General features: G+C 66.4%; 27 protein-coding genes. 21 read left to right on the forward strand and 6 right to left on the reverse strand.

Annotated features, from left to right (window positions below; genetic code table 11):
- Together G6N42_RS06165 and G6N42_RS06170 are read right to left on the reverse strand one after the other, a co-directional pair.
- Positions 1-702: a haloacid dehalogenase type II gene (locus G6N42_RS06165; protein WP_163737058.1), complete on the reverse strand. Its 702-nt coding sequence runs from the start codon at positions 700-702 to the stop codon at positions 1-3.
- Positions 703-733: 31 nt separating this feature from the next.
- Positions 734-1,603, reverse strand: coding sequence for an alpha/beta fold hydrolase (locus G6N42_RS06170; protein WP_163727467.1), 870 nt, complete (start codon positions 1,601-1,603; stop codon positions 734-736).
- Between the two features lie 86 nt (positions 1,604-1,689).
- Between G6N42_RS06170 and G6N42_RS06175 the strand changes: the two genes are divergently transcribed.
- The 8 genes from G6N42_RS06175 to G6N42_RS06210 all read left to right on the forward strand — a co-directional run bounded on the left by G6N42_RS06175 (position 1,690) and on the right by G6N42_RS06210 (position 8,370).
- The gene (locus G6N42_RS06175; protein WP_163727470.1) at positions 1,690-2,202 is read left to right on the forward strand and encodes a CGNR zinc finger domain-containing protein; all 513 of its coding nucleotides are present in this window, start codon (positions 1,690-1,692) and stop codon (positions 2,200-2,202) included.
- Positions 2,203-2,213: 11 nt separating this feature from the next.
- Entirely contained in the window at positions 2,214-3,914 is a 1,701-nt protein-coding gene (locus G6N42_RS06180; protein ID WP_163737061.1) for an MOSC and FAD-binding oxidoreductase domain-containing protein, read from the forward strand.
- A 30-nt stretch (positions 3,915-3,944) separates the two neighbouring features.
- Positions 3,945-4,490 carry a hypothetical protein gene (locus G6N42_RS06185; protein WP_163727473.1) on the forward strand — a complete coding sequence of 182 codons (546 nt, stop codon included), beginning with the start codon at positions 3,945-3,947 and terminating at the stop codon, positions 4,488-4,490.
- Between the two features lie 30 nt (positions 4,491-4,520).
- Positions 4,521-5,162 (forward strand): hypothetical protein, encoded by a 642-nt coding sequence (locus tag G6N42_RS06190; RefSeq protein ID WP_163727476.1) that lies wholly within the window; start codon positions 4,521-4,523, stop codon positions 5,160-5,162.
- Between the two features lie 45 nt (positions 5,163-5,207).
- Positions 5,208-5,573 carry a thioredoxin gene (trxA, locus tag G6N42_RS06195; RefSeq protein ID WP_083123399.1) on the forward strand — a complete coding sequence of 122 codons (366 nt, stop codon included), beginning with the start codon at positions 5,208-5,210 and terminating at the stop codon, positions 5,571-5,573.
- Between the two features lie 2 nt (positions 5,574-5,575).
- Positions 5,576-6,427 (forward strand): enoyl-CoA hydratase, encoded by an 852-nt coding sequence (locus G6N42_RS06200; RefSeq protein WP_174262218.1) that lies wholly within the window; start codon positions 5,576-5,578, stop codon positions 6,425-6,427.
- A 19-nt stretch (positions 6,428-6,446) separates the two neighbouring features.
- Positions 6,447-8,075, forward strand: coding sequence for an ABC-F family ATP-binding cassette domain-containing protein (locus G6N42_RS06205; protein WP_163727481.1), 1,629 nt, complete (start codon positions 6,447-6,449; stop codon positions 8,073-8,075).
- A 97-nt stretch (positions 8,076-8,172) separates the two neighbouring features.
- Positions 8,173-8,370: a helix-turn-helix domain-containing protein gene (locus G6N42_RS06210; protein ID WP_163727484.1), complete on the forward strand. Its 198-nt coding sequence runs from the start codon at positions 8,173-8,175 to the stop codon at positions 8,368-8,370.
- Here the strand turns inward: G6N42_RS06210 and G6N42_RS06215 are convergent.
- Both G6N42_RS06215 and G6N42_RS06220 read right to left on the reverse strand, forming a co-directional pair.
- Entirely contained in the window at positions 8,361-8,942 is a 582-nt protein-coding gene (locus tag G6N42_RS06215; RefSeq protein ID WP_163727487.1) for a TetR/AcrR family transcriptional regulator, read from the reverse strand. The two genes, G6N42_RS06210 and G6N42_RS06215, sit on opposite strands and share 10 nt — an antisense overlap.
- Before the next feature lie 2 nt (positions 8,943-8,944).
- Complete coding sequence (locus tag G6N42_RS06220) at positions 8,945-11,758, reverse strand: aconitate hydratase (RefSeq protein WP_163727491.1); 2,814 nt, start codon at positions 11,756-11,758, stop codon at positions 8,945-8,947.
- A gap of 173 nt (positions 11,759-11,931) precedes the next feature.
- Between G6N42_RS06220 and G6N42_RS06225 the strand changes: the two genes are divergently transcribed.
- From G6N42_RS06225 to G6N42_RS06275, 11 genes are all read left to right on the forward strand, one after another.
- The gene (locus G6N42_RS06225; RefSeq protein ID WP_232076092.1) at positions 11,932-12,483 is read left to right on the forward strand and encodes an Rv1476 family membrane protein; all 552 of its coding nucleotides are present in this window, start codon (positions 11,932-11,934) and stop codon (positions 12,481-12,483) included.
- A gap of 242 nt (positions 12,484-12,725) precedes the next feature.
- Positions 12,726-14,150: an NlpC/P60 family peptidoglycan endopeptidase RipA gene (gene ripA, locus G6N42_RS06230; RefSeq protein ID WP_163727495.1), complete on the forward strand. Its 1,425-nt coding sequence runs from the start codon at positions 12,726-12,728 to the stop codon at positions 14,148-14,150.
- A gap of 53 nt (positions 14,151-14,203) precedes the next feature.
- Positions 14,204-14,866 carry an NlpC/P60 family peptidoglycan endopeptidase RipB gene (gene ripB, locus G6N42_RS06235; protein WP_174262219.1) on the forward strand — a complete coding sequence of 221 codons (663 nt, stop codon included), beginning with the start codon at positions 14,204-14,206 and terminating at the stop codon, positions 14,864-14,866.
- A 175-nt stretch (positions 14,867-15,041) separates the two neighbouring features.
- On the forward strand, positions 15,042-16,205 hold the full coding sequence (gene moxR1 / locus G6N42_RS06240) for a chaperone MoxR1 (protein ID WP_163727497.1): 1,164 nt from the start codon (positions 15,042-15,044) through the stop codon (positions 16,203-16,205).
- Positions 16,202-17,146, forward strand: a complete 945-nt coding sequence (locus G6N42_RS06245; protein WP_163727500.1) for a DUF58 domain-containing protein — start codon at positions 16,202-16,204, stop codon at positions 17,144-17,146. The genes moxR1 and G6N42_RS06245 overlap by 4 nt, the downstream gene beginning before the upstream one ends.
- Before the next feature lie 30 nt (positions 17,147-17,176).
- The gene (locus G6N42_RS06250; protein WP_083123390.1) at positions 17,177-18,184 is read left to right on the forward strand and encodes a VWA domain-containing protein; all 1,008 of its coding nucleotides are present in this window, start codon (positions 17,177-17,179) and stop codon (positions 18,182-18,184) included.
- A 15-nt stretch (positions 18,185-18,199) separates the two neighbouring features.
- Complete coding sequence (locus G6N42_RS06255) at positions 18,200-19,210, forward strand: VWA domain-containing protein (RefSeq protein ID WP_163727501.1); 1,011 nt, start codon at positions 18,200-18,202, stop codon at positions 19,208-19,210.
- Positions 19,211-19,253: 43 nt separating this feature from the next.
- Positions 19,254-20,021 (forward strand): 3-oxoacyl-ACP reductase FabG1, encoded by a 768-nt coding sequence (gene fabG1 / locus G6N42_RS06260; protein WP_163727504.1) that lies wholly within the window; start codon positions 19,254-19,256, stop codon positions 20,019-20,021.
- A 17-nt stretch (positions 20,022-20,038) separates the two neighbouring features.
- Positions 20,039-20,845, forward strand: coding sequence for an NADH-dependent enoyl-ACP reductase InhA (inhA, locus tag G6N42_RS06265; protein WP_163727506.1), 807 nt, complete (start codon positions 20,039-20,041; stop codon positions 20,843-20,845).
- A gap of 3 nt (positions 20,846-20,848) precedes the next feature.
- A complete protein-coding gene (locus G6N42_RS06270) occupies positions 20,849-21,850 on the forward strand; it encodes a ferrochelatase (RefSeq protein WP_163727510.1) in 1,002 nt (333 codons plus the stop codon).
- Positions 21,851-21,949: 99 nt separating this feature from the next.
- Positions 21,950-22,186, forward strand: a complete 237-nt coding sequence (locus G6N42_RS06275; protein ID WP_163724379.1) for a hypothetical protein — start codon at positions 21,950-21,952, stop codon at positions 22,184-22,186.
- Positions 22,187-22,197: 11 nt separating this feature from the next.
- Here the strand turns inward: G6N42_RS06275 and G6N42_RS06280 are convergent, their stop codons facing one another.
- Positions 22,198-23,058, reverse strand: coding sequence for an Rv1486c family protein (locus G6N42_RS06280; protein WP_163727513.1), 861 nt, complete (start codon positions 23,056-23,058; stop codon positions 22,198-22,200).
- A 59-nt stretch (positions 23,059-23,117) separates the two neighbouring features.
- On the opposite strand from G6N42_RS06280, the gene G6N42_RS06285 reads away from it, so the two are divergent.
- Entirely contained in the window at positions 23,118-23,549 is a 432-nt protein-coding gene (locus tag G6N42_RS06285; RefSeq protein ID WP_163727516.1) for an NfeD family protein, read from the forward strand.
- Positions 23,550-23,593: 44 nt separating this feature from the next.
- On the forward strand, positions 23,594-24,811 hold the full coding sequence (locus G6N42_RS06290; RefSeq protein WP_163727519.1) for an SPFH domain-containing protein: 1,218 nt from the start codon (positions 23,594-23,596) through the stop codon (positions 24,809-24,811).
- Here the strand turns inward: G6N42_RS06290 and G6N42_RS06295 are convergent.
- Complete coding sequence (locus G6N42_RS06295; RefSeq protein WP_163727522.1) at positions 24,799-25,527, reverse strand: TVP38/TMEM64 family protein; 729 nt, start codon at positions 25,525-25,527, stop codon at positions 24,799-24,801. The two genes, G6N42_RS06290 and G6N42_RS06295, sit on opposite strands and share 13 nt — an antisense overlap.
- Positions 25,528-25,620: the final 93 nt, after the last annotated feature.

Below are 25,620 nucleotides of genomic sequence, written 5' to 3' on the forward strand. Positions count from 1 at the left end.
TCAGGCCGTGACCATCGATCCGGTCGGCCCCAGTCGCTGGGCGAGCTCCCGCACGTCCGCGACGACGATGTCGGGCTGAGGTAACTCCGGAGCGGGCAGTGGAGCGTTACCGGGGCGGGTGAGCAGCGCGCCGCTGAACCCCGCCGATTGTGCACCGATGGTGTCCCACACGTGAGCGGCGACCATCATGCAGTCCGACGGCTCCACCTCGAGCTCGTTGGCTACCCCGGTGTAGAGCCCTAGAGAGGGCTTGAACATGCGCCAGGTGTCGACACTGAACTGCCGTTCGAAGAACTGGGCAAGGCCTGCGCTGTCCAAGGGTGTCGGCACACCGGGCTTCGGCGGCGAATTGGTCAGCGTGACAAGCCGATAACCCTGTGCACGCAGAGTTGTCAGGCCGTCGGCGACATCCGGGTGGGCGGGCATCGTGCGCATGCCGTACGCGAGGTCCTCGAGATCACTCTCGGTGATCGACGTCTGGCGACAGCCGCCGATCATCCGCAGCACAGCTTGTCCGAGAGCGAAGAAGTCGACGTAGTTGCCGGACAGCGTGGCCGTCATCGAGTACAGGACAAGCTGGTTGAACCACTCGCGCAGCACGCCGCGGTCGCCGAACATCCGCTCGAAGTTCGGCGCCAGCGACTCGATGTCGATCAGCGTCTCGTTGACATCGAAGATCAGCACAGCGGGACGATCATTCATTGCCATTACCGCGTTCCTTCCTTTTGATTGTCTACGCGGCGATTCGCTGCAGGAAGAAACGCATGAGGTCGGCGACTTCTTCGGCAGCGGTTTCGAGCAGGAAGTGGCCGCCCTCGAGGAGGTGGATCTCGGCGTCGTGCGCGTCCTTTCCAAACGCGCGGGCGCCGTCGGGCCCGAAGATCGGGTCGGCCTGACCCCAGACGGCGAGCACCGGCACCTTGCTCGTGCGCAGGTAGTCGTGCAGCGCCGGATACATAGGCGCATTGGTCGCGTAGTCGCGGAACAGCGCGAGCTGGATCTGGTCGTTGCCCGGCCGGCTCACCAGAGCCACATCGTGGATCCAGGTGTCGGGACTGACGAGCGATTCGTCGTCGACGCCGGTCAGGTACTGCCATTTGATTCCCTCGACACTCAGCGCGCTCCGCACTCCGGCCTCGGTGTCGGGGTTCTGGTCGCGCTGGTAGTCCCAGACCGCGGTCCAGAAGCTCTCGACGAAACCCTCGTCGTAGCCGTTGCCGTTTTGCGTGACGATTGCGGTGATCGCCTGCGGGCGCCGCAGCGCCAGGCGCCACCCGATGGGCGCACCGTAATCCTGGACGTAGATGGCATATCGGGTCACGCCCAGTTCGGCAAGCAGTCCTTCTGTGAGATCGGTCAGCGCGTCGAAGGTGTAGTCGAATTCGTCGACGGCCGGCGCGTCGGAGAGTCCGAAGCCGAGGTGGTCGGGCGCGATCACGTGGTAGCGGTCGGCGAGCCGGGGGATGAGGTCGCGGAACATGAACGAACTGGTAGGGAAGCCGTGCAGCAGGACGAGCGTCGGCGCATCCTGCGAACCCGCTTCGCGGTAGAACAACCGATGGTCATCGACGGTGGCGTAGCGGTGGTGGACCTGAACTCCCATGACTAACTCCTTTGAGTATTTTTACCAGTTAGTGACATGCCTACTCGTTCCGATGTAACCTGTCAATATTAATTTGGAGGTTAGATATGGATCTGGTGGTGGTGGCCCCGCCGGACGAGGGGTTTCTGCTCGATCTGCTCAACACAACGCCTGTGATCGACGGCGCCGTGCATGACGGCCTCGCCGATTCGGCAGAGGCCAAAGTCTGGATGCGTGCCCACGACGTCGCGGACACCAAGACGGAGCTGGCGGCACTGCGGCAGGCACGGTCGGCCCTGCAGGAGGTGGTGCGCGGCCAGACCGGCCCCAAGGCGCTCAAGCGCTTTGTCGACGACGTCCGCCTGCGGCCGGTCGCAGGTGACGACGGTTTGGACTGGCGGGTGGACGGTGCTACCGGCGCGGCGCGTGCGGTCCTGGCCTGGGACGCGCTGCGGATCTCCAGCCCGGGCCGGTTGCGTCCCTGTGCGAACGATGAATGCCGGTTGTTCCTCATCGACCGCAGCAAGCCCAACACCGCCAGATGGTGTTCGATGGCCATCTGCGGCAACCGGATGAAAGCCCGCAGGCACTACCGTCGCGCGCGGACGGCCGAGGTATGAACGGCCCCGTGGTGCCCACCCTGGTGTCCCTCAACGTCGGGATGCCCGCCGACGTGCCGTGGCGGGGGAAGACCGTCCACACCGGCATCTACAAGAAGCCGGTGCGGGGCCCGGTGATGGTGCGGCGCCTCAATATCGACGGCGACGGTCAGGGCGACCTCAACGGTCACGGCGGCGAACAACGCGCCGTCATGGTGTACCAAACGGAGTCGTATGAGCACTGGCAGCGCCATTTCGGCCGTGACGACCTCGAGCCGGGCACGTTCGGTGAGAACTTCACGATCACCGGTCTCAGCGACGACGAGGTGTGCATCGGGGACAGGTATCGCATCGGGGAGGCCGAGTTCGAGGTCACTCAGCCGCGCGTGACGTGCTTTCGCGTCGGTATTCGACTCGGCGAGCCCGAGATGCCCAATCTCCTTGTCGCCCATCACCGCCCGGGGTTCTACTTCCGCGTCATCGAAGAAGGTCGCGTCGCCTCGGGCGACGAGATCGTGCGGACACGGCGCGGACGCCACGCACTGAGCGTCGCCGACGTCGACGCGTTGCTGTATCTGCCCGACCGCGACGTCGACATGCTCCGCAAGGCGGTGGACATCCCCGCGCTGAGCCCCGGGTGGCAGCAGTCTTTCGCCGAGCTGCTGGCCGCGCACGACAGTCCCTGCGGCGCAACGTCGCCGGCGATCGGAGTCGAACCCGGTTGGCCCGGATTCCGCGCACTGCGGGTGGTCGAAACGCGCCGCGAAAGCCCGTCGGTCCTTTCGATCGAGCTCGAAACCGCCGATGGCGCGGCGCTGCCCACCGCGCGGCCCGGACAGTTCCTGACGCTACGCGTCCCGGCGGGCGACCCCGCACCACTGCGCAGCTACTCGCTGTCGAGCACCGGCGTCCGGTACCGGATCAGCGTGAAGCGCGAGGAACGGGGCCGGGTGAGCACCTGGATCCACGACAACCTCAGCCCAGGGGCCGTGGTCGAGGCGGCCGCTCCACGTGGTGACTTCTATCTGGGCGACGAGACCGATCCGGTCGTGTTCGTGTCGGCGGGTATCGGCATCACCCCGGTGCTCGCAATGCTGCACGCGTTGGCCGCGCAGCGCAGCGAGCGAGACATCTGGTGGCTCCACATCACCCGCGACGCGCAGAGCCTGGCATTCGGCGGCGAAGTCGGCGAACTCATCGGCTCGCTGCCCAACGCGCGGCAGCGGGTTTTCTACACCGCCGAGGGCGGCAGGCCGCGTATGGCGGCAGTCGAAGCGCTCGGTCTGCCCCGCGACGCGATCGCGTATCTCTGCGGGCCAGGACAGTTCATGGCCGACATGCGTGATGCGCTCGCGGGCGCCGGGATTGACGAATCCCGCATCCACTCCGAGCTCTTCGGCGCGCTGCCGCCGATCAACCCCGGCATCATCGATGCGCCACAGCGGACACCGCATCTGCCCGACGGCCCGCAGGGCACCGGGCCGGCAGTGTCGTTCGCGCGCAGCGGGATCACCGCCAACTGGTCGGACGACTACGCCAGCATTCTCGAACTCGCCGAGGCTTGCGACGTCCCGACGCGCTTCTCCTGCCGCAGCGGTGTGTGCCACATCTGCGTCACGCCGTTGGTGGACGGGACCGTCGCCTACCCGCAGCCGCCGCTGGAGTTGCCCGAGGAGGGGACCGTGCTGATCTGTTCGGCGAAACCGTCGTTGGGCGTCGTATTGGACCTGTGAGCCGTCCGCTGTTCGGTCAGACTGTGTCGCGTGGTCACTATTCCAGCGGTGGTGTGGCGGGGTGGGTTCGCGCTTCGCGCGCTGACGACCGGCGGCGTCGTCGGGCTCTGTGTCGGTGTGCTGGCGTGGCTCGATTCGGGGTTCTGGATTTCTGGTGTGATCGTGCTCGTCGTCGTCGGCACGTTCTACGGCGTCTGGATGGCCCGCCGCATGGCGCGGTACTGGCCGGGTGCCAAAGACCTCACCGGCGAGGAGCGCGTCGCGGTGGCACGGGCGGTCCGAATGGGGCAGCCGCTCGATGACGATCGCCTGGCCCAGCCGGTCGTGGACTACGCCCGCGGGCTGCACGAGGCCGCGGAGACGGCTCGCTGGTTGCGCTGGGTGCTCATCGTCGTCCTCGCCGTGGCGGTGGCGACGGCGGCGTGGGATGCCGTTTACGGTTCGTGGCGCAATCTCATCGCGTCGGCCATTTATCTGGTGGCCCTTGGAGTCGAGGTGTTCTGGCTGCCGAAGCGCCAGGCGCAGCTGTTGGCCAACGCCGACACAGCCGCGGCATTGGCCCGAAAGTCTCTGTAACGCCGAGCCCTATCTGGTAACCCAGTCAATGTGAGCTTCGAGGCGAACTATGTCAGGACGCGGCGCCAGCTGCGCGGGGTGGCCGAAAGTCTGATCGCCGGACCGCAGTACCGATCGGCGGGCACGATTCGGCTCGCCGTGCGCCCGGACGGCTTCGCCGCGGTGACGATCCCGGTCGCGGTGCACGGCACCGAACTGGTCCTGCCGAACGATGCGGTCCCGTTGGAGGGCCCGATGAGTTTGATAGCCGAGGCCGCCGGCATCGTCGCCGGTCCACCCGAGGGCGTCTACACGCTCGTCGATGCGCTGGCGCCAGACGCCGATCTGAGGCTGGACGCGCATGCTGCCGAATGGGTCAACCGCAGCCACTATGCGGGTGGGTACGCATTGAAGACTTTTCTGCCCGAATGTCATCCGGTGCTGTGGCCCGAACACTTCGACGTGGCGGTGACCCAGGACGAAGTCGACTACGGCGTATCGGCCGGCGACGAGCAGCATCCGATGCCCTACGCGTACGTCGGCCCGCCGTCGGTGCCCGCCGGGGAATTCTGGAACGCGTCGTTCGGCGCCATCTACCCTCTTGACCACACCATCGACGTCGATGGGCTGACCAGCCGCATCGCCGATTTCTTCGAACGCGGTCGTCGTGAACTATCGGCGGTTTCGTCATGACCACATACTGGGAACAGACGGTCTGAGCCTGACGTTAGGAGAAACGTGGCTACCAAAGACATCACCGCCGAACAATTCAACGAGACCATTACGGACAACGACATCGTGTTGGTCGATTTCTGGGCGTCGTGGTGCGGGCCGTGTAAGGCGTTTGCTCCGACGTTCGCCGCGTCCTCGGAGCAGCACCCCGACGTCGTCTTCGCGAAGGTCGACACCGAGGCGGAGCAGGAGCTCGCCGCCGCTGCCGACATCCGCTCGATCCCGACCCTGATGGTGTTCAAGAAGGGCAAGCTGGTCTTCAACCAGGCAGGAGCGCTGCCACCGGCCGCACTCGAGGACCTGGTTCAGAAGGTGAAGGACTTCGACGTCGACGCGGCGATGGCCGCTCAGGAGAACGGTCAGCCCGAGTAACGATTGCACGCGATAGCGTGCAGTCCGTGACCGAGCACCCAGAGCAAAACTTCGTCCTCGTCGACCGGCCGCGCCCGCATGTGGCGTTGGTGACGCTGAACCGTCCCGAGCGAATGAATTCCATGGCGTTCGACGTCATGGTCCCGCTCAAGGCGGTCCTCGACGAGCTCACCTACGACAACTCGGTGCGCGTGATCGTGCTCACAGGTGCCGGTCGTGGATTCTCCTCGGGTGCCGATCACAAGTCGGCGGGCTCCGTACCTCACATCGACGGGCTGACCCGTCCCAGCTTTGCGCTGCGGTCCATGGAGGTGCTCGACGACGTGATCCTCGCGCTGCGCAAGATGCACCAGCCGGTCATCGCCGCGGTCAACGGCGCCGCGATCGGCGGGGGACTGTGCCTGGCTCTGGCCTGCGACATCCGTGTTGCCGCAGCTGGCGCATACTTTCGCGCTGCGGGGATCAACAACGGGCTGACGGCAAGCGAACTCGGGCTGTCGTATCTGCTGCCCCGTGCGATCGGCACCTCTCGGGCATTCGAGCTGATGCTGACCGGCCGCGACGTGGACGCCGATGAAGCCCAGCGCATCGGGCTGGTGTCGCAGGCCGTACCCGACGCGGACCTGCTCGACGTCTGCTACGAAATCGGCGAGCGCATCGCGTCGTTCTCCCGGCCGGGAATCGAATTGACCAAGCGCACGCTTTGGAGTGGACTTGACGCCGGTAGCCTAGAGGCACATATGCAGGCCGAAGGCCTGGGACAACTCTTCGTCCGACTGCTCACCGCCAATTTCGAGGAAGCGGTTGCAGCGCGCGCGGAGAAGCGGGCCCCGGTCTTCACCGACGACAAGTAGGAACTGAGGAGAGTGCAGCGTGATCACCGCAACGGACCTGGAGGTCCGCGCCGGCGCGCGCACGCTGCTCTCCACTGAAGGTGCCGCGCTACGGGTGCAGCCCGGCGACCGGATCGGTTTGGTCGGACGAAACGGCGCGGGCAAGACCACCACCATGCGGATTCTGGCAGGGGAGGGCGAGCCCTACGCGGGCACGATCACCCGCGCGGGTGACGTCGGATATCTGCCGCAGGATCCCAGGGAGGGTGACCTCGACGTCTTGGCCCGGGATCGCGTGCTGTCGGCGCGTGGCCTTGATTCGCTGCTCGCGGATCTGGAGAAGCAGCAGGCGTTGATGGCCGAGGTCGCCGACGACGACGCGCGCGACAAGGCGGTCCGCCGTTACGGCCAGCTCGAGGAGCGGTTCGCCGCGCTCGGCGGTTACGCCGCCGAAAGCGAGGCAGGCCGAATCTGCGCGAGTCTCGGCTTGGCGGAACGTGTTCTGACCCAGCCACTGCGGACCCTGTCCGGTGGCCAGCGTCGTCGAGTGGAACTCGCACGAATCCTGTTCGCCGCATCCGAATCCGGTGCCGGTTCGTCGACGACGCTCTTACTCGACGAGCCGACCAACCACCTCGACGCCGACTCCGTGGGCTGGCTGCGGGAATTCCTCCAGCAGCACAAGGGCGGCCTCATCGTCATCAGCCACAATGTCGACCTGCTCGCCGACGTGGTCAACCGCGTCTGGTTCCTCGACGCGGTGCGTGGCGAGGCCGACGTCTACAACATGGGCTGGCAGAAGTACCTCGACGCGCGCGCCACCGACGAGCAGCGTCGCCGCCGCGAACGCGCCAATGCCGAACGCAAGGCCAGTGCGCTGCGGACGCAGGCCGCGAAGATGGGGGCCAAGGCCACCAAAGCCGTTGCGGCACAGAATATGCTGCGCCGAGCGGACCGGATGATGGCGGCGCTGGACGAGGAGCGAGTGGCCGACAAGGTGGCGCGGATCAAGTTCCCGACGCCGGCGTCGTGCGGCCGCGTGCCACTGGTCGCCAAAGGCCTGACGAAGAACTACGGGTCGCTCGAGGTGTTCACCGGGGTGGATCTTGCGATCGACCGCGGATCGCGCGTCGTGGTGCTCGGACTCAACGGCGCGGGCAAGACCACACTGCTGCGGATACTGGCAGGGGCTGAAACCGCCGACGCGGGAACGCTGGAACCCGGGCATGGACTGAGGCTCGGCTACTTCGCCCAGGAACACGACACGCTCGATGACCGTGCCACGGTGTGGGAGAACATCCGCCACGCCGCACCCGACACCGGCGAACAGGATCTGCGGGGTCTGTTGGGCGCGTTCATGTTCAGCGGTCCGCAGCTCGAACAACCCGCGGGGACGCTGTCCGGTGGCGAGAAGACCAGGCTGGCGCTGGCCGGGCTCGTCGCGTCGACGGCGAACGTGCTGTTGCTTGACGAGCCGACCAACAATCTCGATCCCGCTTCGCGCGAGCAGGTGCTCGACGCATTGCGAAGCTATGTCGGTGCGGTGGTACTGGTTACGCACGATCCGGGGGCCGCCGAGGCACTGAATCCGCAACGCGTGGTGCTACTGCCGGACGGCACCGAAGACTTCTGGTCGAACGACTATCGGGATCTCATCGAGCTCGCCTGAGCCGTCGGCAAACTGTTTCGCCGAAACCTCATCCGCTTGTGTAAGCGGTTCCTAGGCTGGGTACTCGTCGGGGGATCAATCGCGCGGGGAGGTGCCGATGAAGAAACCGAGCAAGGCCAGAGACGAATTGCTCACCGAATTGAAGAGCGCTTACGAAGGCGGTGCGAGCATCCGGACGCTGGTCGCGTCGACGGGTCGCTCGTACGGGTCGATACACAGCATGTTGCGTGAATCGGGAACCACGATGCGCAGCCGCGGCGGTCCCAACCATCGCAGCCGCAGGCACTACGGCTGACCGCCTGGCTGAGCCTGGCGCAATGAAGCTTCGACCAGGTCCAGTACGCCACTGAGCTTTTCGGGATCATCACCCGAAGCGAGCCGGGCAACGAGGCCGTCGAGCACCAGATCCAGGTACGTCTGCAGCACTGCGCTCGGCACGTCATCGCGAAGCCTGCCGGCCTGTTTCTGGCGGCGCAGCCGCGCAGTAGTGGCCGCCGAAAGCTCGGCGGACCGCTCCATCCAACCCCGATGAAACTCCGGGTCGTTGCGCAGCTTGCGCGCGATCTCGAGCCGCGTCGCCAACCAGTCGAACTGCTCCGGGGCCGCCAACATGTCCCGCATCACCTGAACGAGACCCTCGCGCGACGCGACGTCGGCCATGCGTTCGGCGTCCTCGCGCGCTAACTCGAAGAACAACGTGTCCTTGTCGCGGAAGTGGTGGAAGATGGCGCCGCGCGACAGCCCGATCGTCTGCTCGAGCCGCCGCACAGTTGCCTTGTCGTATCCGTACTCCGCGAAACACCGCCGGGCACCGTCGAGTATCTGACGGCGGCGCGCCGCCAAATGGTTCTCGGTGACCCGGGGCATGCTTACGACCGCAGCATGTTGCGCAGCACGTATTGCAGGATGCCGCCGTTGCGGTAGTAGTCCGCCTCGCCGGGGGTGTCGATGCGCACCACCGCGTCGAACTCGACGGTCTTGCCGTCCTCTTTCTTGGCCGTCACCTTCACCGTCTTCGGCGTCTTGCCTCCGTCGTTGAGCGCCTCGATACCGGTGATGTCGAAGGTCTCGGTGCCGTCGAGCTTCAGTGACGCCGCCGATTCACCTTCAGGGAACTGCAGCGGGATGACGCCCATGCCGATCAGGTTGCTGCGGTGGATGCGCTCGAACGATTCGGTGATCACCGCGCGCACGCCGAGCAGGCTGGTGCCCTTGGCAGCCCAGTCGCGCGAGCTACCCGACCCGTATTCCTTGCCGCCCAGCACGACCAGCGGGATGCCCTTTTCGGCGTAGTTCTGCGCGGCGTCATAGATGAACGCCTGCTCGCCGCCGTTGGTGAAATCGCGGGTGTATCCGCCGGATACGTCGTCCAGCAGCTGATTACGCAGCCGGATGTTGGCGAACGTGCCGCGGATCATCACCTCGTGATTGCCGCGCCGCGAACCGTAGGAGTTGTAATCGGCCTTCTCGACGCCGTGCGAATCCAGATACTGCGCCGCAGGCGTTCCCGGCTTGATGCTGCCGGCGGGCGAGATGTGGTCGGTGGTCACCGAATCACCAAGCAGCGCCAGCACTCTGGCGCCTTGGATGTCGGTCACCGGTTCGGGCTGGGCGGGCATGCCGTCGAAGTACGGTGGTTTGCGCACATACGTCGACTTGTCATCCCACTCGAAGGTGTTGCCGCTCGGCGTGGGCAGGTTGCGCCAGCGCTCGTCACCCTTGAACACGTCGGCGTAGTTCTGGACGAACATCTCAGTGTTGATCGCGCTGGCGATCGTGTCGTCGATGTCCTTCTGCGACGGCCAGATGTCTTTGAGGAAGACGTCGTTGCCGGCCTCGTCCTTGCCGAGCGCTTCGGACTCGAAGTCGAAGTCCATCGTGCCTGCCAGCGCATACGCGATGACCAGCGGCGGCGAAGCCAGGTAGTTCATCTTGACGTCGGGATTGATCCGGCCCTCGAAGTTGCGGTTGCCGGACAGGACCGCCGCGACGGACAGGTCGGCGTCGTTGATGGCCTTGCTGATGTCGTCCGGCAGCGGTCCGGAGTTGCCGATGCACGTCGTGCAGCCGTAACCGACGAGGAAGAAGCCGAGCTTCTCCAGATACGGCCACAGACCGGCTTTGTTGTAGTAGTCGGTGACGACCTGAGAACCCGGCGCCATCGTGGTCTTCACCCACGGCTTGGACGTCAGGCCCTTGTCCACCGCGTTCTTGGCCAGCAGCGCGGCACCCAGCATGACCTCGGGGTTGGAGGTGTTGGTGCACGAGGTGATCGCCGCGATCACCACAGCGCCGTGATCGACGATGCAGTCGCCGCGTTCGGAGTTCTTGACCTCGACGGGATTGCTCGGCCGGCCGTTGGAGCCGGTCGCGGCCGACGGTACGACGGCGTCTTCATCGGCGAACGAGAGCGACGCCGGGTCACTGGCCGGGAACGACTCCTCGACGACCTCGTCGACGTTGGTGTGCGGAACCGGGTTCTCCGCAGTGCCTCCCACGTAGTTGTGGATGTCCTTGCGGAAGGCGGTCTTCGCGTCGGAGAGCGCAATGCGGTCCTGCGGGCGCTTCGGTCCGGCGATCGACGCGACGACGTCGCCGAGGTCGAGCTCGATGTACTCCGAGAACTTGGGTTCGCGTGACGGATCGTGCCACAGGCCCTGTTGTTTGGCGTACGCCTCGACCAAGGCCAGCTGCTGTTCGCTGCGCCCGGTCATCCGCAGGTAGTCGATCGTCACGTCGTCGATCGGGAAAATCGCTGCGGTGGAGCCGAATTCGGGGCTCATGTTGCCCAGCGTCGCCCGGTTGGCCAGCGGTACCTCGGCGACCCCTTCGCCGTAGAACTCGACGAACTTTCCGACGACACCGTGCTTGCGCAGCATCTCGGTGACGGTGAGCACGACGTCGGTGGCGGTGACGCCGGCCTTGCGCTCGCCGGAGAGCTTGAAGCCGACGACCCGCGGGATCAGCATCGACACCGGTTGGCCCAGCATGGCCGCCTCGGCCTCGATACCGCCGACGCCCCAGCCCAGCACGCCAAGCCCGTTCTCCATCGTGGTGTGCGAGTCGGTGCCCACGCAGGTGTCCGGGTAGGCAACCCCATTGCGTTCCATCACGACGCTGGCCAGGTACTCGATGTTGACCTGGTGCACGATGCCGGTACCCGGCGGCACGACCTTGAAGTCGTTGAACGCGCCCTGGCCCCAGCGCAGGAACTGGTAGCGCTCGCCGTTGCGCTGGTATTCGATCTCGACGTTGCGCTCGAAGGCGTTGGCGGTACCGAACAGGTCTGCGATCACGGAGTGGTCGATCACCAGGTCGGCCGGCGCGAGCGGGTTGACCTGGTCCGGGTCACCGCCGAGCTCGCCAACGGCCTCGCGCATGGTGGCGAGGTCGACGATGCAGGGCACACCCGTGAAGTCCTGCATGATCACCCGGGCGGGGGTGAACTGGATCTCCACGCTCGGATCGGCCGACGGGTCCCACTTCGCGATCGCCTCGATGTGGTCTTTGGTGATGTTGGCGCCGTCCTCGGTGCGCAGCAGATTTTCGGCGAGCACCTTCAGGCTGTAGGGAAGTTTCTCGGTACCGGGCACCGCGTCCAGGCGGTAGATCTCGTAGCTCTGGTCTCCGACCTTCAGCGTGTCGCGGGCCCCAAACGAATTGACCGAATCTTTGCTGCTCACATCAACTCCCGGCTAGATATCGCCGCGACGGGCTGTGTCGGCGGCGCTGTCGATTCTAACAGTACGCTTGTCCTGTAAACCACCCCAGGGGTGGTAACAGTTCAGTCTTCACGTTCTCTTCACCTCGCGCGTGCTGCCACCCGGTCGGATACCCATCACGTACGGTTTCACCTGTGATCGGACCGCAAGTCATGCCGTTGTTCCCGGCCTACATCCCGCCCGACATCTGTGGGCCGGTCGGAAAGGATCCCGCGACCACGCCGGTCGACGAGTGTATGAACCTCGTGATCGCCGACATCAAGGACACCGGTGTGAGCGCGGCGCCGACGCCGGAGAACGAGGGCCTGGCCGACGTCGTCGCCGAGGCCGAGCAGAAGGGGATCGACCTCAAGATCGTCGTGGTCGATCGCAATCCGCCGATCGACACCCCGTTGCGCGATATCGCCACCGAGGTGGGGGAGGCGTACCCGGGTTCGACGGTCTTGGTGCTCAGCCCGACCGAATCGGGCACGTTCAGCACGACCTACGACAGGATGACGCTGGAGGCGGGCCAAGACGTCGCCGAAGGCCGCGGTTCGGTGCAGGGCGCAAAGAATTTCGTCGGCGAACTGACCAATCAACATTTCCCCTGGACGACATTCACGATCGTGGTGGTACTGGCAGTGATCGCCGCTGTCGCGGCAACGCGAATGTTGCAAAATCGCGCCAAACGCCAGAACACGTAACGAGTCGCGAAAAGCGGCCTGTCGCTGGGGTTTTGCGAAATTCCGTACGGCTGAAAGTCACAGCCGGATAACGCTATCCGCAATTACAAACTTGTAGTTTGTGACTAAAGTTTCTTTGGCGTCAGATGTGACGTACGGTGCAGTCTGTAGCTGATGTTGCAGATGTGACTCACGTGGCTTCTGTGCATTAGCGATCGACGAATGTGTCGGCACGTTCGCGTAAGCCATAGGAGACGTTGTCCATGAGACGCACCCCTAGCGCCTCTGCTTCGCGCCTTTGTACGCGGTTCTGCGCCATACCTCTCACTGTCGGGATGCTGCTTGTCACACCGGGTTTGGCCGGATCGCAGCCCGCCAGCCCGGATAGCGTGGGCGCGCTCGTCGCTGCCGTCGCCAACGTCAACCAGAAGCTGCAGGACCTCGGGGCGGCGATCCAGGAGAAGCAGGAAAGCGTCAACAAGGCGATCCTCGACGTGCAGACCGCACGTGATGCCGCCGCCGCCGCGCAGGTCGAACTCGACGCCAGCGCGCAGCGCGTCAAGGATGCCAACGCCGCGATCGAAGCGGCGCAGGATCGCTTCGACACCTTCGCCGTCGCAACGTATGTCAACGGGCCGTCGAGCTCGTACCTGACCGCGAAAGACCCCAGCGACATCCTCAACACCGCGACCACCGGCGAGACGTTGGCGGTGAGCACCCAGCGGGTGATCAGCGATCTGCAGCGCGCGCGCACCGAGCAGGTGAACAAGGAGTCGGCGGCGCGGCTGGCGAAGCAGAATGCGGATCAGGCGCTCGTCGACGCAGAGGCCAGCCAGCAGACCGCGGTGTCGGCGCTCACCGAGGCCCAGCAGACCTTCCGGACCCAGCAGGCCGAACTGGACAAGCTGACGGCCGAACGCGAGGCGGCGCAAGCCAAGCTCGACCAGGCGCGCCAGTGGTCGGCGCCCGCCGCAGGAGCTCCGGCCCGGCCGGTTGCCGCGCCGACGGGACCGTCGTCGAACCCCGCCGGAAACTGGGACAGCGCACCGCAGCAGGCGAACGCGGCCACCGGTAACTGGGCCACCGGGTGGGATCCGACCCTGCCCGCGATTCCCAGCGCTTTCGTCAGCGGCGATCCGATCGCGATCATCAACACGATCCTCGGTTATGCGTCGACCTCGGCGCAGGTCACCCAGCAGATGGGGCGGAATTTCCTGCAGAAGCTGGGTCTGCTGCCCACGCCGACCGGTTACACCAACGGGGGCGCGATTCCCCGGGTGTACGGCCGACAGGCCACCGAGTACGTCATCCAGCGCGCCATGTCACAGCGCGGCGTGCCCTACTCGTGGGGCGGCGGAAATGCCGCAGGCAAGAGCCTTGGCATCGATTCCGGCGCAGGCACAGTCGGATTCGACTGTTCGGGGCTCATGCTCTACGCGTTCGCCGGCGTCGGCATCAAGCTCGATCACTACTCGGGGTCGCAGTACAACGCGGGCCGCAAGATCCCGTCGTCACAGGCCAGGCGTGGCGACATGCTCTTCTGGGGCCCCAACGCCAGCCAGCACGTCGCCCTCTATCTCGGTGACGGTCAGATGCTCGAGGCGCCCTACACCGGTTCGGTCGTGAAAGTCTCGCCGGTCCGCACCAGCGGTATGACCCCGTACGCAACCCGTCTCATCGAATGGTGACGAAAAGGATTACTTTGCACTTCAGGCGTTTTCGGTTCCTCGGCGGCATTCTGATGATGGTCGCGGCACTTGCCGTGGCCATTGGCGCAGCCATGCCCGCCGCCGCAGCACCCGACGACGGCCAATGGGATCCCACCCTGCCCAAGATCCTCAGCGCGGGCGCACCGGGCGATCCGCTGTCCATCGCCAACGCATCACTGGCGGCGACCGCGCAGGCCACCGAGGCGACGATGGACCTCGGCCGCAAGTTCCTGGCCACGCTCGGGTTCGGCCCGCCGCCCACGGCGGGCGTCGCCCCCGGTCGGGTACGCGGCCCGCAAGCCATCGAGTACGTCATCAGGCGCGGCGGCTCGCAGATCGGCACCCCGTACTCGTGGGGCGGCGGGAAGCCGACCGGCCCGAGCACCGGCGTCGACTCCGGTGCCAACATCGTCGGCTACGACTGCTCGGGTTTCACCCAGTTCTCATTCGCCGGCGTCGGTGTGCTCATCCCGAAGTATTCGGGCGATCAGTACAACACCGGTCGCAAGGTTCCCACGAGCCAGGCCAAGCGCGGCGATCTGCTGTTCTGGGGGCCCGGCGGCAGCCAGCACGTCGCGATCTATCTCGGCGGCGGCAAGATGCTGGAGTCCGGGGGCACCGCGGGCGGGGTTGGGGTGAGCCAAGTGCGGACCGCGGGTCTGCAGCCGTACGTCGCGCGGATTATCGAAAGCTGAGCTGGGGCTGAGCAAACCCTGAGCTCCTGCTAGCAATGCTGGTCATGTCGGCCGAACGGGGCCGGGCAACGTCGACGGATCCCGGAGTGCCTGGAATAGTTGACGACGAGCGTGCGGCGGACAAGGTGTCGCAGAGGCCGGAAGACCGGCGAATACAGATGTGGGAGGACCGTTGATGACGTCACCGAGTGGGTCGCCGCAGGGCGCTGGAGGGTTCCCTGGACAGGCCCCGACCGGGCAGGGCCCTGCGCAGGGTTACCCCCCAGGTCAGGCTGGATCGCACGCGGCGCCGACAAACAACGGGGGCCTCCAACAAGAGGTACACACCCTCGAGCGGGCCATCTTCGAGGTCAAGCGGATCATCGTCGGCCAGGACCAGCTCGTCGAGCGCATGCTGGTCGGTCTGCTCGCCAAGGGGCACGTCCTGCTCGAAGGTGTCCCGGGTGTCGCGAAGACGCTGGCGGTCGAGACCTTCGCCAAGGTCGTGGGCGGCACCTTCGCACGCATCCAGTTCACCCCTGACCTGGTGCCGACCGACATCGTCGGTACCCGCATCTACCGCCAGGGCAAGGAGGAGTTCGACATCGAGCTCGGCCCGGTGGTCGTCAACTTCCTGCTCGCCGACGAGATCAACCGCGCACCCGCCAAGGTGCAGTCCGCGCTGCTCGAGGTCATGGCCGAGCGCAAGATCTCGATCGGCGGCAAGACGTTCCCGCTGCCCGCACCGTTCCTGGTGATGGCCACGCAGAACCCGATCGAGCAGGAGGGCGTGTATGCGCTCCCCGAGGCGCAGCGCGACCGGTTCCTGTTCAAGCTCAACATCGACTACCCGACGCCTGAGGAAGAGCGCGAGATCATCTACCGGATGGGCGTGAAGCCGCCGGAGCCCAAGCAGGTGCTCGGACCCGGCGACCTGCTGCGTCTGCAGGATGTCGCGGCGAACAACTTCGTGCATCACGCGCTCGTGGACTATGTGGTGCGCGTCGTCACCGCGACCCGCGAGCCGGAGAAGTTCGGCATGCCCGACGCGAAGGCCTGGATCGCCTACGGCGCGTCACCGCGTGCCTCGCTCGGCATCATCGCTGCCTCCCGGGCGCTCGCGCTGGTGCGCGGACGTGACTACGTCGTTCCACAGGATGTCGTCGAGGTCATCCCGGATGTGCTGCGGCACCGCCTCGTGCTGACGTACGACGCACTGGCCGACGAGATTTCCTCCGAGACGGTGATCAACCGGATCCTGCAGACTGTCGGCCTGCCGCAGGTGAATGCCATTCCACAGCAAGGTCATTCGGTGCCGCCCGTCATGCCCGCCGCTGCGGCTGCGGCCAGCGGTCGGTGACCAGCTCGCGACGTGGGGTCGATCTGCCGTCGCTCAAGCGGGGGGAGATCCGTGATCCCGCGCTGACGGCGGCGCTGCGTAAGCTCGAATTGACCGTGCGCCGCAAGCTCGACGGCGTGTTGCACGGCGATCACCTCGGCCTGCTGCCCGGGCCGGGTTCGGAACCCGGCGAGTCGCGGCTGTACCAACCCGGTGACGATGTGCGCCGGATGGACTGGTCGGTCACGGCTCGGACCACGCATCCGCACGTGCGCCAGATGATCGCCGACCGCGAGTTGGAGACCTGGCTGGTGGTCGACGTCTCGGCGAGCCTGGACTTCGGCACCGTCGGATGTGAGAAGCGTGACCTGGCGGTCGCCGCGGCCGCCGCGATCACGTTCCTGAACAGCGGTGGCGGCAACCGGATCGGGGCCATCATCGCCAACGGCGACACCGTGCGGCGCGTGCCCGCGCTGTCGGGCCGCATGCATGAGCAGGAGATGCTGCGCGCGATCGCCACGATGCCGAAGGCGCCCGCGGGGGTCCGCGGTGATCTGGCCGCCGCCATCGACGCGCTGCGCAGGCCCGAACGCCGGCGCGGTATGGCGGTCATCATCAGCGACTTCCTCGGTCCCATCAATTGGATGCGCCCATTGCGGGCCATCGCGGGTCGGCACGAGGTGCTCGGCATCGAGGTGCTCGACCCGCGCGACGTGGAACTGCCGCCCGTCGGCGACGTCATCCTGCAGGACACCGAGACCGGCCGGACCCGCGAGTTCACCATCGACGAGCAGTTGCGCGAGGACTTCGCGAAGGCTGCGGCCGCGCATCGCGCCGAGGTGGCGCGCACGCTGCGACGCTGCGATGCGCCGCTGCTGTCGCTGCGTACCGACCGGGACTGGATCGCCGACGTGGTTCGGTTCGTCGCCACCCGCCGCTTGGCGCTGGCAGGCCGCGCCTAAGAGCCTCGGATGCGAAGAGATTAGTCGTACATGACGTTACCGATACTTGGACCGATCACGCTTTCGGGGTTCGAGCACGCTTGGTTCTTCCTTTTCCTCCTCGTCGTACTAGGGATCGTCGCGCTGTACATCTTCGTGCAGCTGGCCCGGCACCGCCGCATGCTCCGGTTCGCCAACATGGAATTGCTGGAAAGCGTTGCACCCCAACGGCCGACGCGTAAGCGGCACCTGCCCGCGATTCTGCTCGTCATCGCGCTCGTCTTCCTCACGGTCGCGATGGCCGGCCCCACACACGACGTCCGCATTCCGCGCAACCGCGCGGTGGTGATGCTCGTGATGGACGTATCGCAGTCGATGCGCGCCACCGACGTGTCGCCGAACCGCATGGCGGCGGCGCAGGAGGCGTCCAAGCAGTTCGCCGAAGAGCTCACTCCCGGAATCAATCTCGGGCTGATCGCGTACGCCGGCACGGCGACCGTGCTCGTCTCACCGACGACCGGCCGCGAGGCCACCAAAGCCGCGATCGACAAGCTGCAGTTCGCCGACCGCACCGCCACCGGTGAAGGCATCTTCACCGCGTTGCAGGCGATCGCCACCGTCGGCGCGGTGATCGGCGGCGGCGACGAACCACCGCCCGCGCGCATCGTGCTGTTCTCCGACGGCAAGGAGACGGTGCCGTCGAACCCGGACAACCCCAAGGGCGCCTTCACCGCGGCCCGCACCGCCAAGGACCAGGGCGTGCCGATCTCGACCATTTCGTTCGGCACGCCGTACGGCTACGTCGAGATCAACGACCAGCGTCAGCCGGTGCCGGTCGACGACGACATGCTCAAGGAGATCGCCGATCTGTCCGGCGGTGAGGCGTTCACCGCGTCCAGCCTCGAACAGCTGCGCCAGGTGTACGCGAACCTGCAGCAGCAGATCGGGTACGAAACGATCAAGGGCGATGCGAGTGTGGGCTGGCTGCGTCTCGGTGCGCTGGCCCTGGCGCTGGCCGCGCTGTCGGCGCTGCTCATCAACCGTCGTCTGCCGAATTAGGGATGACGAGCTGATATGAACGTTCCGCTGCTGGGGCCGGTCTCCCTCACCGGCTTTTCCCACATCTGGTGGCTGCTGTTCTTTTCCCTCGTCGTGCTGGGCCTGGTCGCGCTGTACTTCTATGCCCAACGCGCCAGGCGCAGGCGCCTGCAGCAGTTCGCCAACACCGAGCTGCTCGACAGCGTGGCGCCTAGGCGGCCGAGCGTGTGGCGCCACGTGCCCGCCGCGCTGCTCGGTGTCGCGCTGTTGTTCTGCACGATCGCCCTGGCCGGGCCGACATTCGACCAGCGGCTGCCACGCAACCGAGCGGTCGTGATGCTGGCCATCGACGTATCGCAGTCGATGCGGGCCACCGACGTCGAACCCGACCGCCTGACCGCCGCCAAAGAGGCGTCCAAACGGTTCGTCGACGAGCTCACTCCGGGCATCAACCTCGGCGTGATCGCGTACGCCGGGACGGCCACAGTGTTGGTTTCGCCGACCACGAACCGCGACGCCAGCCGGCGCGCCATCGACAACCTGCAGGTGTCCGATCGCACCGCCACCGGCGAAGCGATCTTCACCGCACTGTCGTCGATCTCCACGGTGGGCGCCGTGATCGGTGGCGGCGACACACCGCCGCCCGCGCGCATCGTGCTGTTCTCCGACGGCAAGGAGACCGTGCCGTCCAACCCCGACAACCCGAAGGGCGCGTTCACCGCGGCCCGCACGGCCAAGGACCAGGGCGTGCCCATCTCGACGATCTCCTTCGGCACCGAACAGGGCGAGGTGGAGGTCAACGACGAGAAGGTGCCGGTACCCGTCGACGACGAGATGATGAAGAAGATCGCGCAACTGTCCGGTGGCGAGTCCTACACCGCGTCCAACCTCGAGGAGCTGAACAAGGTCTACGGGACGCTGCAGGATCAGATCGGCTACGAGACGGTCCGAGGTGAGGCCACCACCGGCTGGCTGCGGCTTGCCGCGCTGGCGGCCGCGGCCGCGGCGGTCGCGAGCTTGTTGATCAACCGCAGGCTGCCACTCTGAGGCGATTTCTTAGAAATGGCGTCCAGACGATAGGTTGGCGGGCATGACTGTGACCGATGACTCGGCCGACACCGCCGGCCAAACGGCTGGTGGCCGTCCGCCTTTCGTGTCGCGTTCGGTGCTGGTGACCGGAGGGAACCGCGGTATCGGTCTCGCGATCGCGCGGCGCCTCGCGGCCGACGGCCACAAAGTGGCCGTCACTCACCGCGGATCCGGTGCGCCGGAGGGTCTGTTCGGTGTCGTGTGCGACGTCACCGACAACGACGCCGTCGACCGCGCCTTCAAGGAGGTCGAGGAGCATCAGGGACCGGTCGAGGTGCTGGTGTCCAACGCCGGAATCTCCAAGGACGCGTTCCTCATCCGGATGACCGAGGAGCGCTTCGAAGAGGTCATCAACGCCAACCTGACCGGCGCGTTCCGGGTGGCGCAACGGGCATCGCGGAGTATGCAGCGCAAACGCTTCGGACGGATCATCTTCATTGGCTCGGTGTCCGGCAGCTGGGGCATCGGCAACCAGGCCAACTACGCCGCGGCCAAGGCCGGTCTGATCGGCATGGCCCGCTCGATTTCGCGAGAGTTGTCGAAGGCAGGCGTCACCGCCAACGTGGTGGCCCCCGGCTACATCGATACCGAGATGACCCGCGCGCTCGACGAGCGGATCCAGGAGGGTGCGCTCGACTTCATTCCGGCCAAACGGGTCGGGACGGCCGAGGAGGTCGCCGGGGCGGTCAGCTTCCTGGCGTCAGAAGATGCGAGCTATATCGCCGGCGCGGTGATCCCGGTCGACGGCGGCATGGGCATGGGCCACTAGAAAGACAAGGACTTCACATGACACTTCTGCAGGGCAAGCGGATCCTCGTCACGGGGATCATCACCGACTCTTCGATCGCTTTCCACATCGCCAAGGTCGCCCAGGAGGCGGGCGCCGAGCTGGTGCTCACCGGATTCGACCGGATGAAGCTGATCCAGCGCATCGCCGACCGACTGCCGGCGAAGGCGCCGCTGCTCGAGCTCGACGTGCAGAACGAGAAGCACCTCGACACGCTGGCCGACCGGGTGACCGAGGCCATCGGCGACGGCAACAAGCTCGACGGCGTCGTGCACTCGATCGGCTACATGCCGCAGACCGGTATGGGCATCAACCCGTTCTTCGACGCGCCCTACGAGGATGTCGCCAAGGGCATTCACATCTCCGCCTATTCGTACGCGTCCCTGGCGAAAGCGGTGCTGCCGATCATGAATCCGGGTGGCGCGATCGTGGGCATGGACTTCGACCCGACGCGCGCGATGCCCGCCTACAACTGGATGACGGTCGCCAAGAGCGCGCTGGAGTCGGTCAACCGATTCGTCGCACGTGAAGCCGGTCCGCACGGTGTCCGGTCCAATCTTGTTGCCGCCGGCCCGATCCGCACGCTGGCGATGAGCGCCATCGTCGGCGGCGCGCTCGGTGAGGAAGCCGGTGCGCAGATGAAGCTGCTCGAAGAGGGTTGGGACCAGCGTGCCCCCATCGGGTGGAACATGAAGGATCCGACCCCGGTCGCCAAGACCGTCTGCGCCCTGCTGTCGGACTGGCTGCCCGCGACCACCGGCACGATCATCTACGCCGACGGCGGCGCCAGCACGCAATTGTTGTAAGGGATGGACAACTCGGGTTTCGACGCTGTCCTGCTGCTGTCGTTCGGCGGGCCGGAGGGGCCGGACCAGGTGATGCCGTTCCTCGAGAACGTCACCAGGGGCCGGGGGATACCTCCTGAGCGGCTGGCCTCCGTTGCCGAGCATTACCAGCATTTCGGTGGTGTGTCACCGATCAACGGCATCAACCGCGCACTGATCGACGAGTTGCGCCCTCTGATCGACCTGCCGGTGTATTTCGGCAACCGGAACTGGGAGCCCTACGTCGAAGACGCCGTTGCGGCGATGGCGTCCGACGGCGTGCGCAACGCCGCCGTCTTCGCCACCTCGGCATGGGGCGGCTACTCGGGTTGCACTCAATACGTCGAGGACATTGCGAGGGCCAGGCAGGCCACGGGCGCGAACGCACCGCGGCTGGTGAAACTTCGTCAGTACTACGACCATCCGCTGTTCGTGAAGATGTTCAGCGACGCGATCACCGCCGCTGCACAGACTGTGCCCGACCATGCGCGGTTGGTGTTCACCGCCCACTCCATCCCACTGTCCAGCAGCTCTCGTTGTGGCAGAGACCTTTACGCGCGACAGGTCGCTCACGCCGCCAAGCTCGTCGCGGCCGCGGCGGGTTACGACGACTATGACCAGGTCTGGCAGTCGCGCTCGGGGCCACCGCAGGTCCCCTGGCTGGAACCCGACGTCGGCGATCACCTTGCCGCTCTCGTCGAGTCCGGGACGGATGCCGTGATCGTATGCCCGATCGGCTTTGTCGCGGATCACATCGAGGTGGTGTGGGATCTGGACCACGAACTCAGGCTGCAGGCGCAAGACTCGCGCATCGCGTTCGCCAGGGCTTCGACGCCCAACGCGCACCTCGCACATGTGGTGGCCGACCTCCTCGACGAACTACGCAACGACCGCGATCCCGTTCGGGTGCCGGATCCGGAATCCCCGCCGCTACAGGGCTTCTCGATCGACGGGGTGGTGTGCACACCTCAGTGCGTTAGCAGGTAGCCGGAGTCCCGTAATGGGTGTCTGCCGCAAGGGCACGGGTCGGTCGGCGCGCAACCCTGGAAGAGCAAGAGAAACATAGATGCTCGAAGGAGTTTCGCGATGCGATCAGTGTGCAAACGAATGGTGGCGGTTGTCGTCGCGGGCGCTGCGGCGTTGACCATCGCGGCGGCCCCCGTCGCCGCGGCAGCGCCGGCGCCCGCCGTGACCATTCCGGCCGCCTACGGCCATGGCGGCCACGGATACGGCGGACACGGCTACGGCCCCGGATTCAACGAGTACCGCGGTCCGGTGTTCGGGTACGGCCACTACCGGCACTGGTGGCCGTGGCGGTGGTGAGTGTCGCGCTGTCACTGTTGCCAGGCGGCGTGCAGTATCGCGCTGACGGCAGCCAAGCGTGCCGACCGCACGACACCGTTCAGCGGTCGCAGCGCTTCGCTGGCCGTCTGCACGTCCGCGGAGCTGTTGAGCCCGATGGGGATCAGGCCTGAGCTCACGGTGATGATCGCGTCGATGTATGCCGCGTTCTCCAGCACCCGCAGGGCCCGAGTCGGCGCATGATCCGGAATGCTGTGCCGCCGTTCAGATTCCACGACCTGCTCGACGAGACTGCGCGGGTCCTCGATGTCGCCGCCCGCCGCTTCGGCGTGCAGGGCGCCCAGTGCGTCAGCGGCGGAACGGACCGCCGAGCGCATTGTGTATTCCGCCTCACCGAGGTCGAGACCGTCGGCGGGCACCGCGCCGGGCACCGAGTACACCGTCCACGACAGCGCGGACGGATCGGCTTCGAGATCGGGTTGGTCTTCGTCATCGGCGCTATCGGGATACTCGAAGTCCGGCACCAGGCCGATGGCCTCGGCGGGGTCACCCGCCACGATGAGCGCCTCGCCCGCGGCTACGGCGTCGCGCTGGAACTGCGTGCCCGCTGGCAGCCCGCGGACATCGCCGGGGACCGGCAGGGCAACACCCATCGCGGGTGCTCCGCTGGTCCGGCCCACCGAGGTGCGCAGCGTCTGCAGCAGGGAAACCGCCCCCGCATCGGTCAGATCCGGCCAGGGCAGGCCGGTGCGCCCCGCGGCGACCGAGTCGTATGCGGTGACGGAATGTCTTGGCGCCCATTGTGATAGCGCATCCAACACATCGTCGGGCGCGGCGGCACCGGCAAGCCAGGCGTTCGCCCAAACCGTCAACGAAACACTCGGACACCACATGATTTCCGCAGTGTAGTTGTTAGCCGCTCATCGGGTCGGCTACGCGCTAGGCTGACGTCATGCCTGCTGCGCTGATCTGGCTCATCGCCGCGCTGGCCCTCGCCGGGGCCGAGGCGCTGACCGGCGACCTGTTCCTGCTCATGCTCGGCGGCGGCGCGCTGGCGGCCGCGGGATCCAGCCTCATCTTCGACGACCTATGGGTGCACGGCGCGGTTTTCGCGGTCGTGTCCGTGCTGCTCTTGGCGCTGGTCCGGCCCGCACTGCGCCGGCACTTCAATTCCGGCACCGCACTGCCCGAACGGGCGAAGGCGTTGGAGGGCAAGAGCGCACTGGTGCTCGACCGGGTCGCCCGCCATGAAGGACAGGTGAAGCTCGACGGCGAGGTCTGGACCGCGCGCCCGCTGAACGAAAACGAGGTCTACGAACCCGGCGACCATGTGACGGTCGTCGAGATCGACGGCGCGACCGCCGTCGTCCAGAAAGTCGTCTAGAGGAAAGCCTGGGCCAACCCCAGACAATCACGAAAGGAACGTTCATGGATGGTGCTGTCGCCGGCCTGATTCTGGTCGCCGTGCTGGTGGTGTTCGCCGCCATCATCGTGGCCAAGTCCATCGCACTGATCCCACAGGCCGAGGCCGCGGTCATCGAGCGGCTCGGCCGCTACAGCAAGACCGTGTCGGGACAGTTGACGCTGCTGCTGCCGTTCGTCGACAAGATCCGCGCGCGCGTCGACCTGCGCGAGCGGGTGGTGTCGTTCCCGCCCCAGCCGGTGATCACCGAGGACAACCTGACGGTGAACATCGACACCGTCGTCTACTTTCAGGTCACCAATCCGCAGGCGGCCGTCTATCAGATCAGCAACTACATCGTCGGCGTCGAGCAGTTGACCACCACGACGCTGCGCAACGTGGTCGGCGGTATGACGCTGGAGCAGACCCTGACGTCGCGTGACTCGATCAACGGCCAGCTGCGCGGTGTGCTCGACGAAGCCACCGGTCGATGGGGACTGCGCGTCGCCCGTGTCGAGCTGCGCAGCATCGACCCACCGCCGTCGATTCAGGACTCGATGGAAAAGCAGATGCGCGCCGACCGCGAGAAGCGCGCGATGATCCTGACCGCCGAAGGTAACCGCGAGGCGTCGATCAAGCAGGCCGAGGGTCAGAAGCAGGCCCAGATCCTCGCGGCCGAAGGTGCCAAGCAGGCGGCGATCCTGGCCGCCGAAGCAGACCGGCAGTCGCGCATGCTGCGCGCTCAGGGTGAACGGGCCGCGTCGTACCTGCAGGCACAGGGCCAGGCCAAGGCCATCGAGAAGACCTTCGCCGCCATCAAGCGGGGCCGACCGACCCCGGAGATGCTGGCCTACCAGTACCTGCAGACACTGCCGCAGATGGCCAAGGGCGAGGCGAACAAGGTTTGGCTCGTGCCCAGCGACTTCGGATCGGCACTCCAGGGCTTCACGAAGATGCTCGGCGCGCCGGGTTCGGACGGCGTGTTCCGTTACGAGCCGTCGCCGGTGGAAGAGGACATTCAACGGCCGGAGGACGATTCTGCCGAGGTGGCCGCCTGGTTCAACACGCAGACCGATCCGGAGATCGCACAGGCCGTCGCGAAGGCCGAAGCCGAGGCGCGCAAACCGGTGGCCGGGGCTATCGATCCGCCGCCGCAGTACCCGCCGCTGTCGCAGCAGCAGCAACCGCCCTCGCAATACAACTCACCGACGCAGGGCCCCGGCGGGGGCGCTCACTCCCGGTAGGAGACCTCGGTCTGATCGCGAGTGTGATCGCGGCGGTGAGCGCGAATCTCATAGGCCAGCCCGGCCACACCGACGCATGCGGTGCAGAACGAGATCAAGACCAGTAGTGGGTTGACGCTGCCGGTCAGCGCGTCGCCGAGGATCACCACGGCCGCGGTTCCGGGTATCAACCCGGCCAGCGTGGCGAAGGCGTAGGGGAGCGCCCGAACTCCCGACGCCCCTGCCGCATAGTTCAGCACCGAGAACGGCACGGCGGGGATCAGCCGCATCGAGATGACGGCAGGCCACCCGCGCTCCCGCAGACGGGCGTCCAGCGCGTCGACCTTCGGATGGGGCACCAGCTTGTTGAGTTGCCAGCCGGCCGCGCGCACCAGCACCAGCGCGATGACGGCGCTGACGGTGGCCGCCGACACCGCGAGCGGGATACCGAGGACCGGTCCGAACAACAGTCCGGCGGCCAGCGTGAACGCCGTGCGCGGGAACGGGAAGACCGTCACCACGATGTGTGCACCGAGAAACGCCAGCGGGAACCAAGGGCCGACCGAGGTGGCCCAATCTCGCAGCTGAACGGCGGTCGGAAGGGGGACCAGCAGCGCGATTGCGACAAGAATCACAATCGCGGTCAGGATCGCGAACACCCGTCGCCGCGGCACCGCGGACGCCGTTGCGACCACCGAGCCACGCAGCGCGCGCAGGGTGCTGACGACGGTATTCACGTCCGCCAAGCCTACTTTGCATGGCCTGCGGCCACCGGCCAGCACGCCGTGAGACCGCCGACCGGTGGTCAACGGCGTGACCGGGATCATTTA

This window comes from Mycobacterium gallinarum (genome assembly GCF_010726765.1).
GTDB classification, from domain to species: Bacteria; Actinomycetota; Actinomycetes; order Mycobacteriales; family Mycobacteriaceae; genus Mycobacterium; species Mycobacterium gallinarum.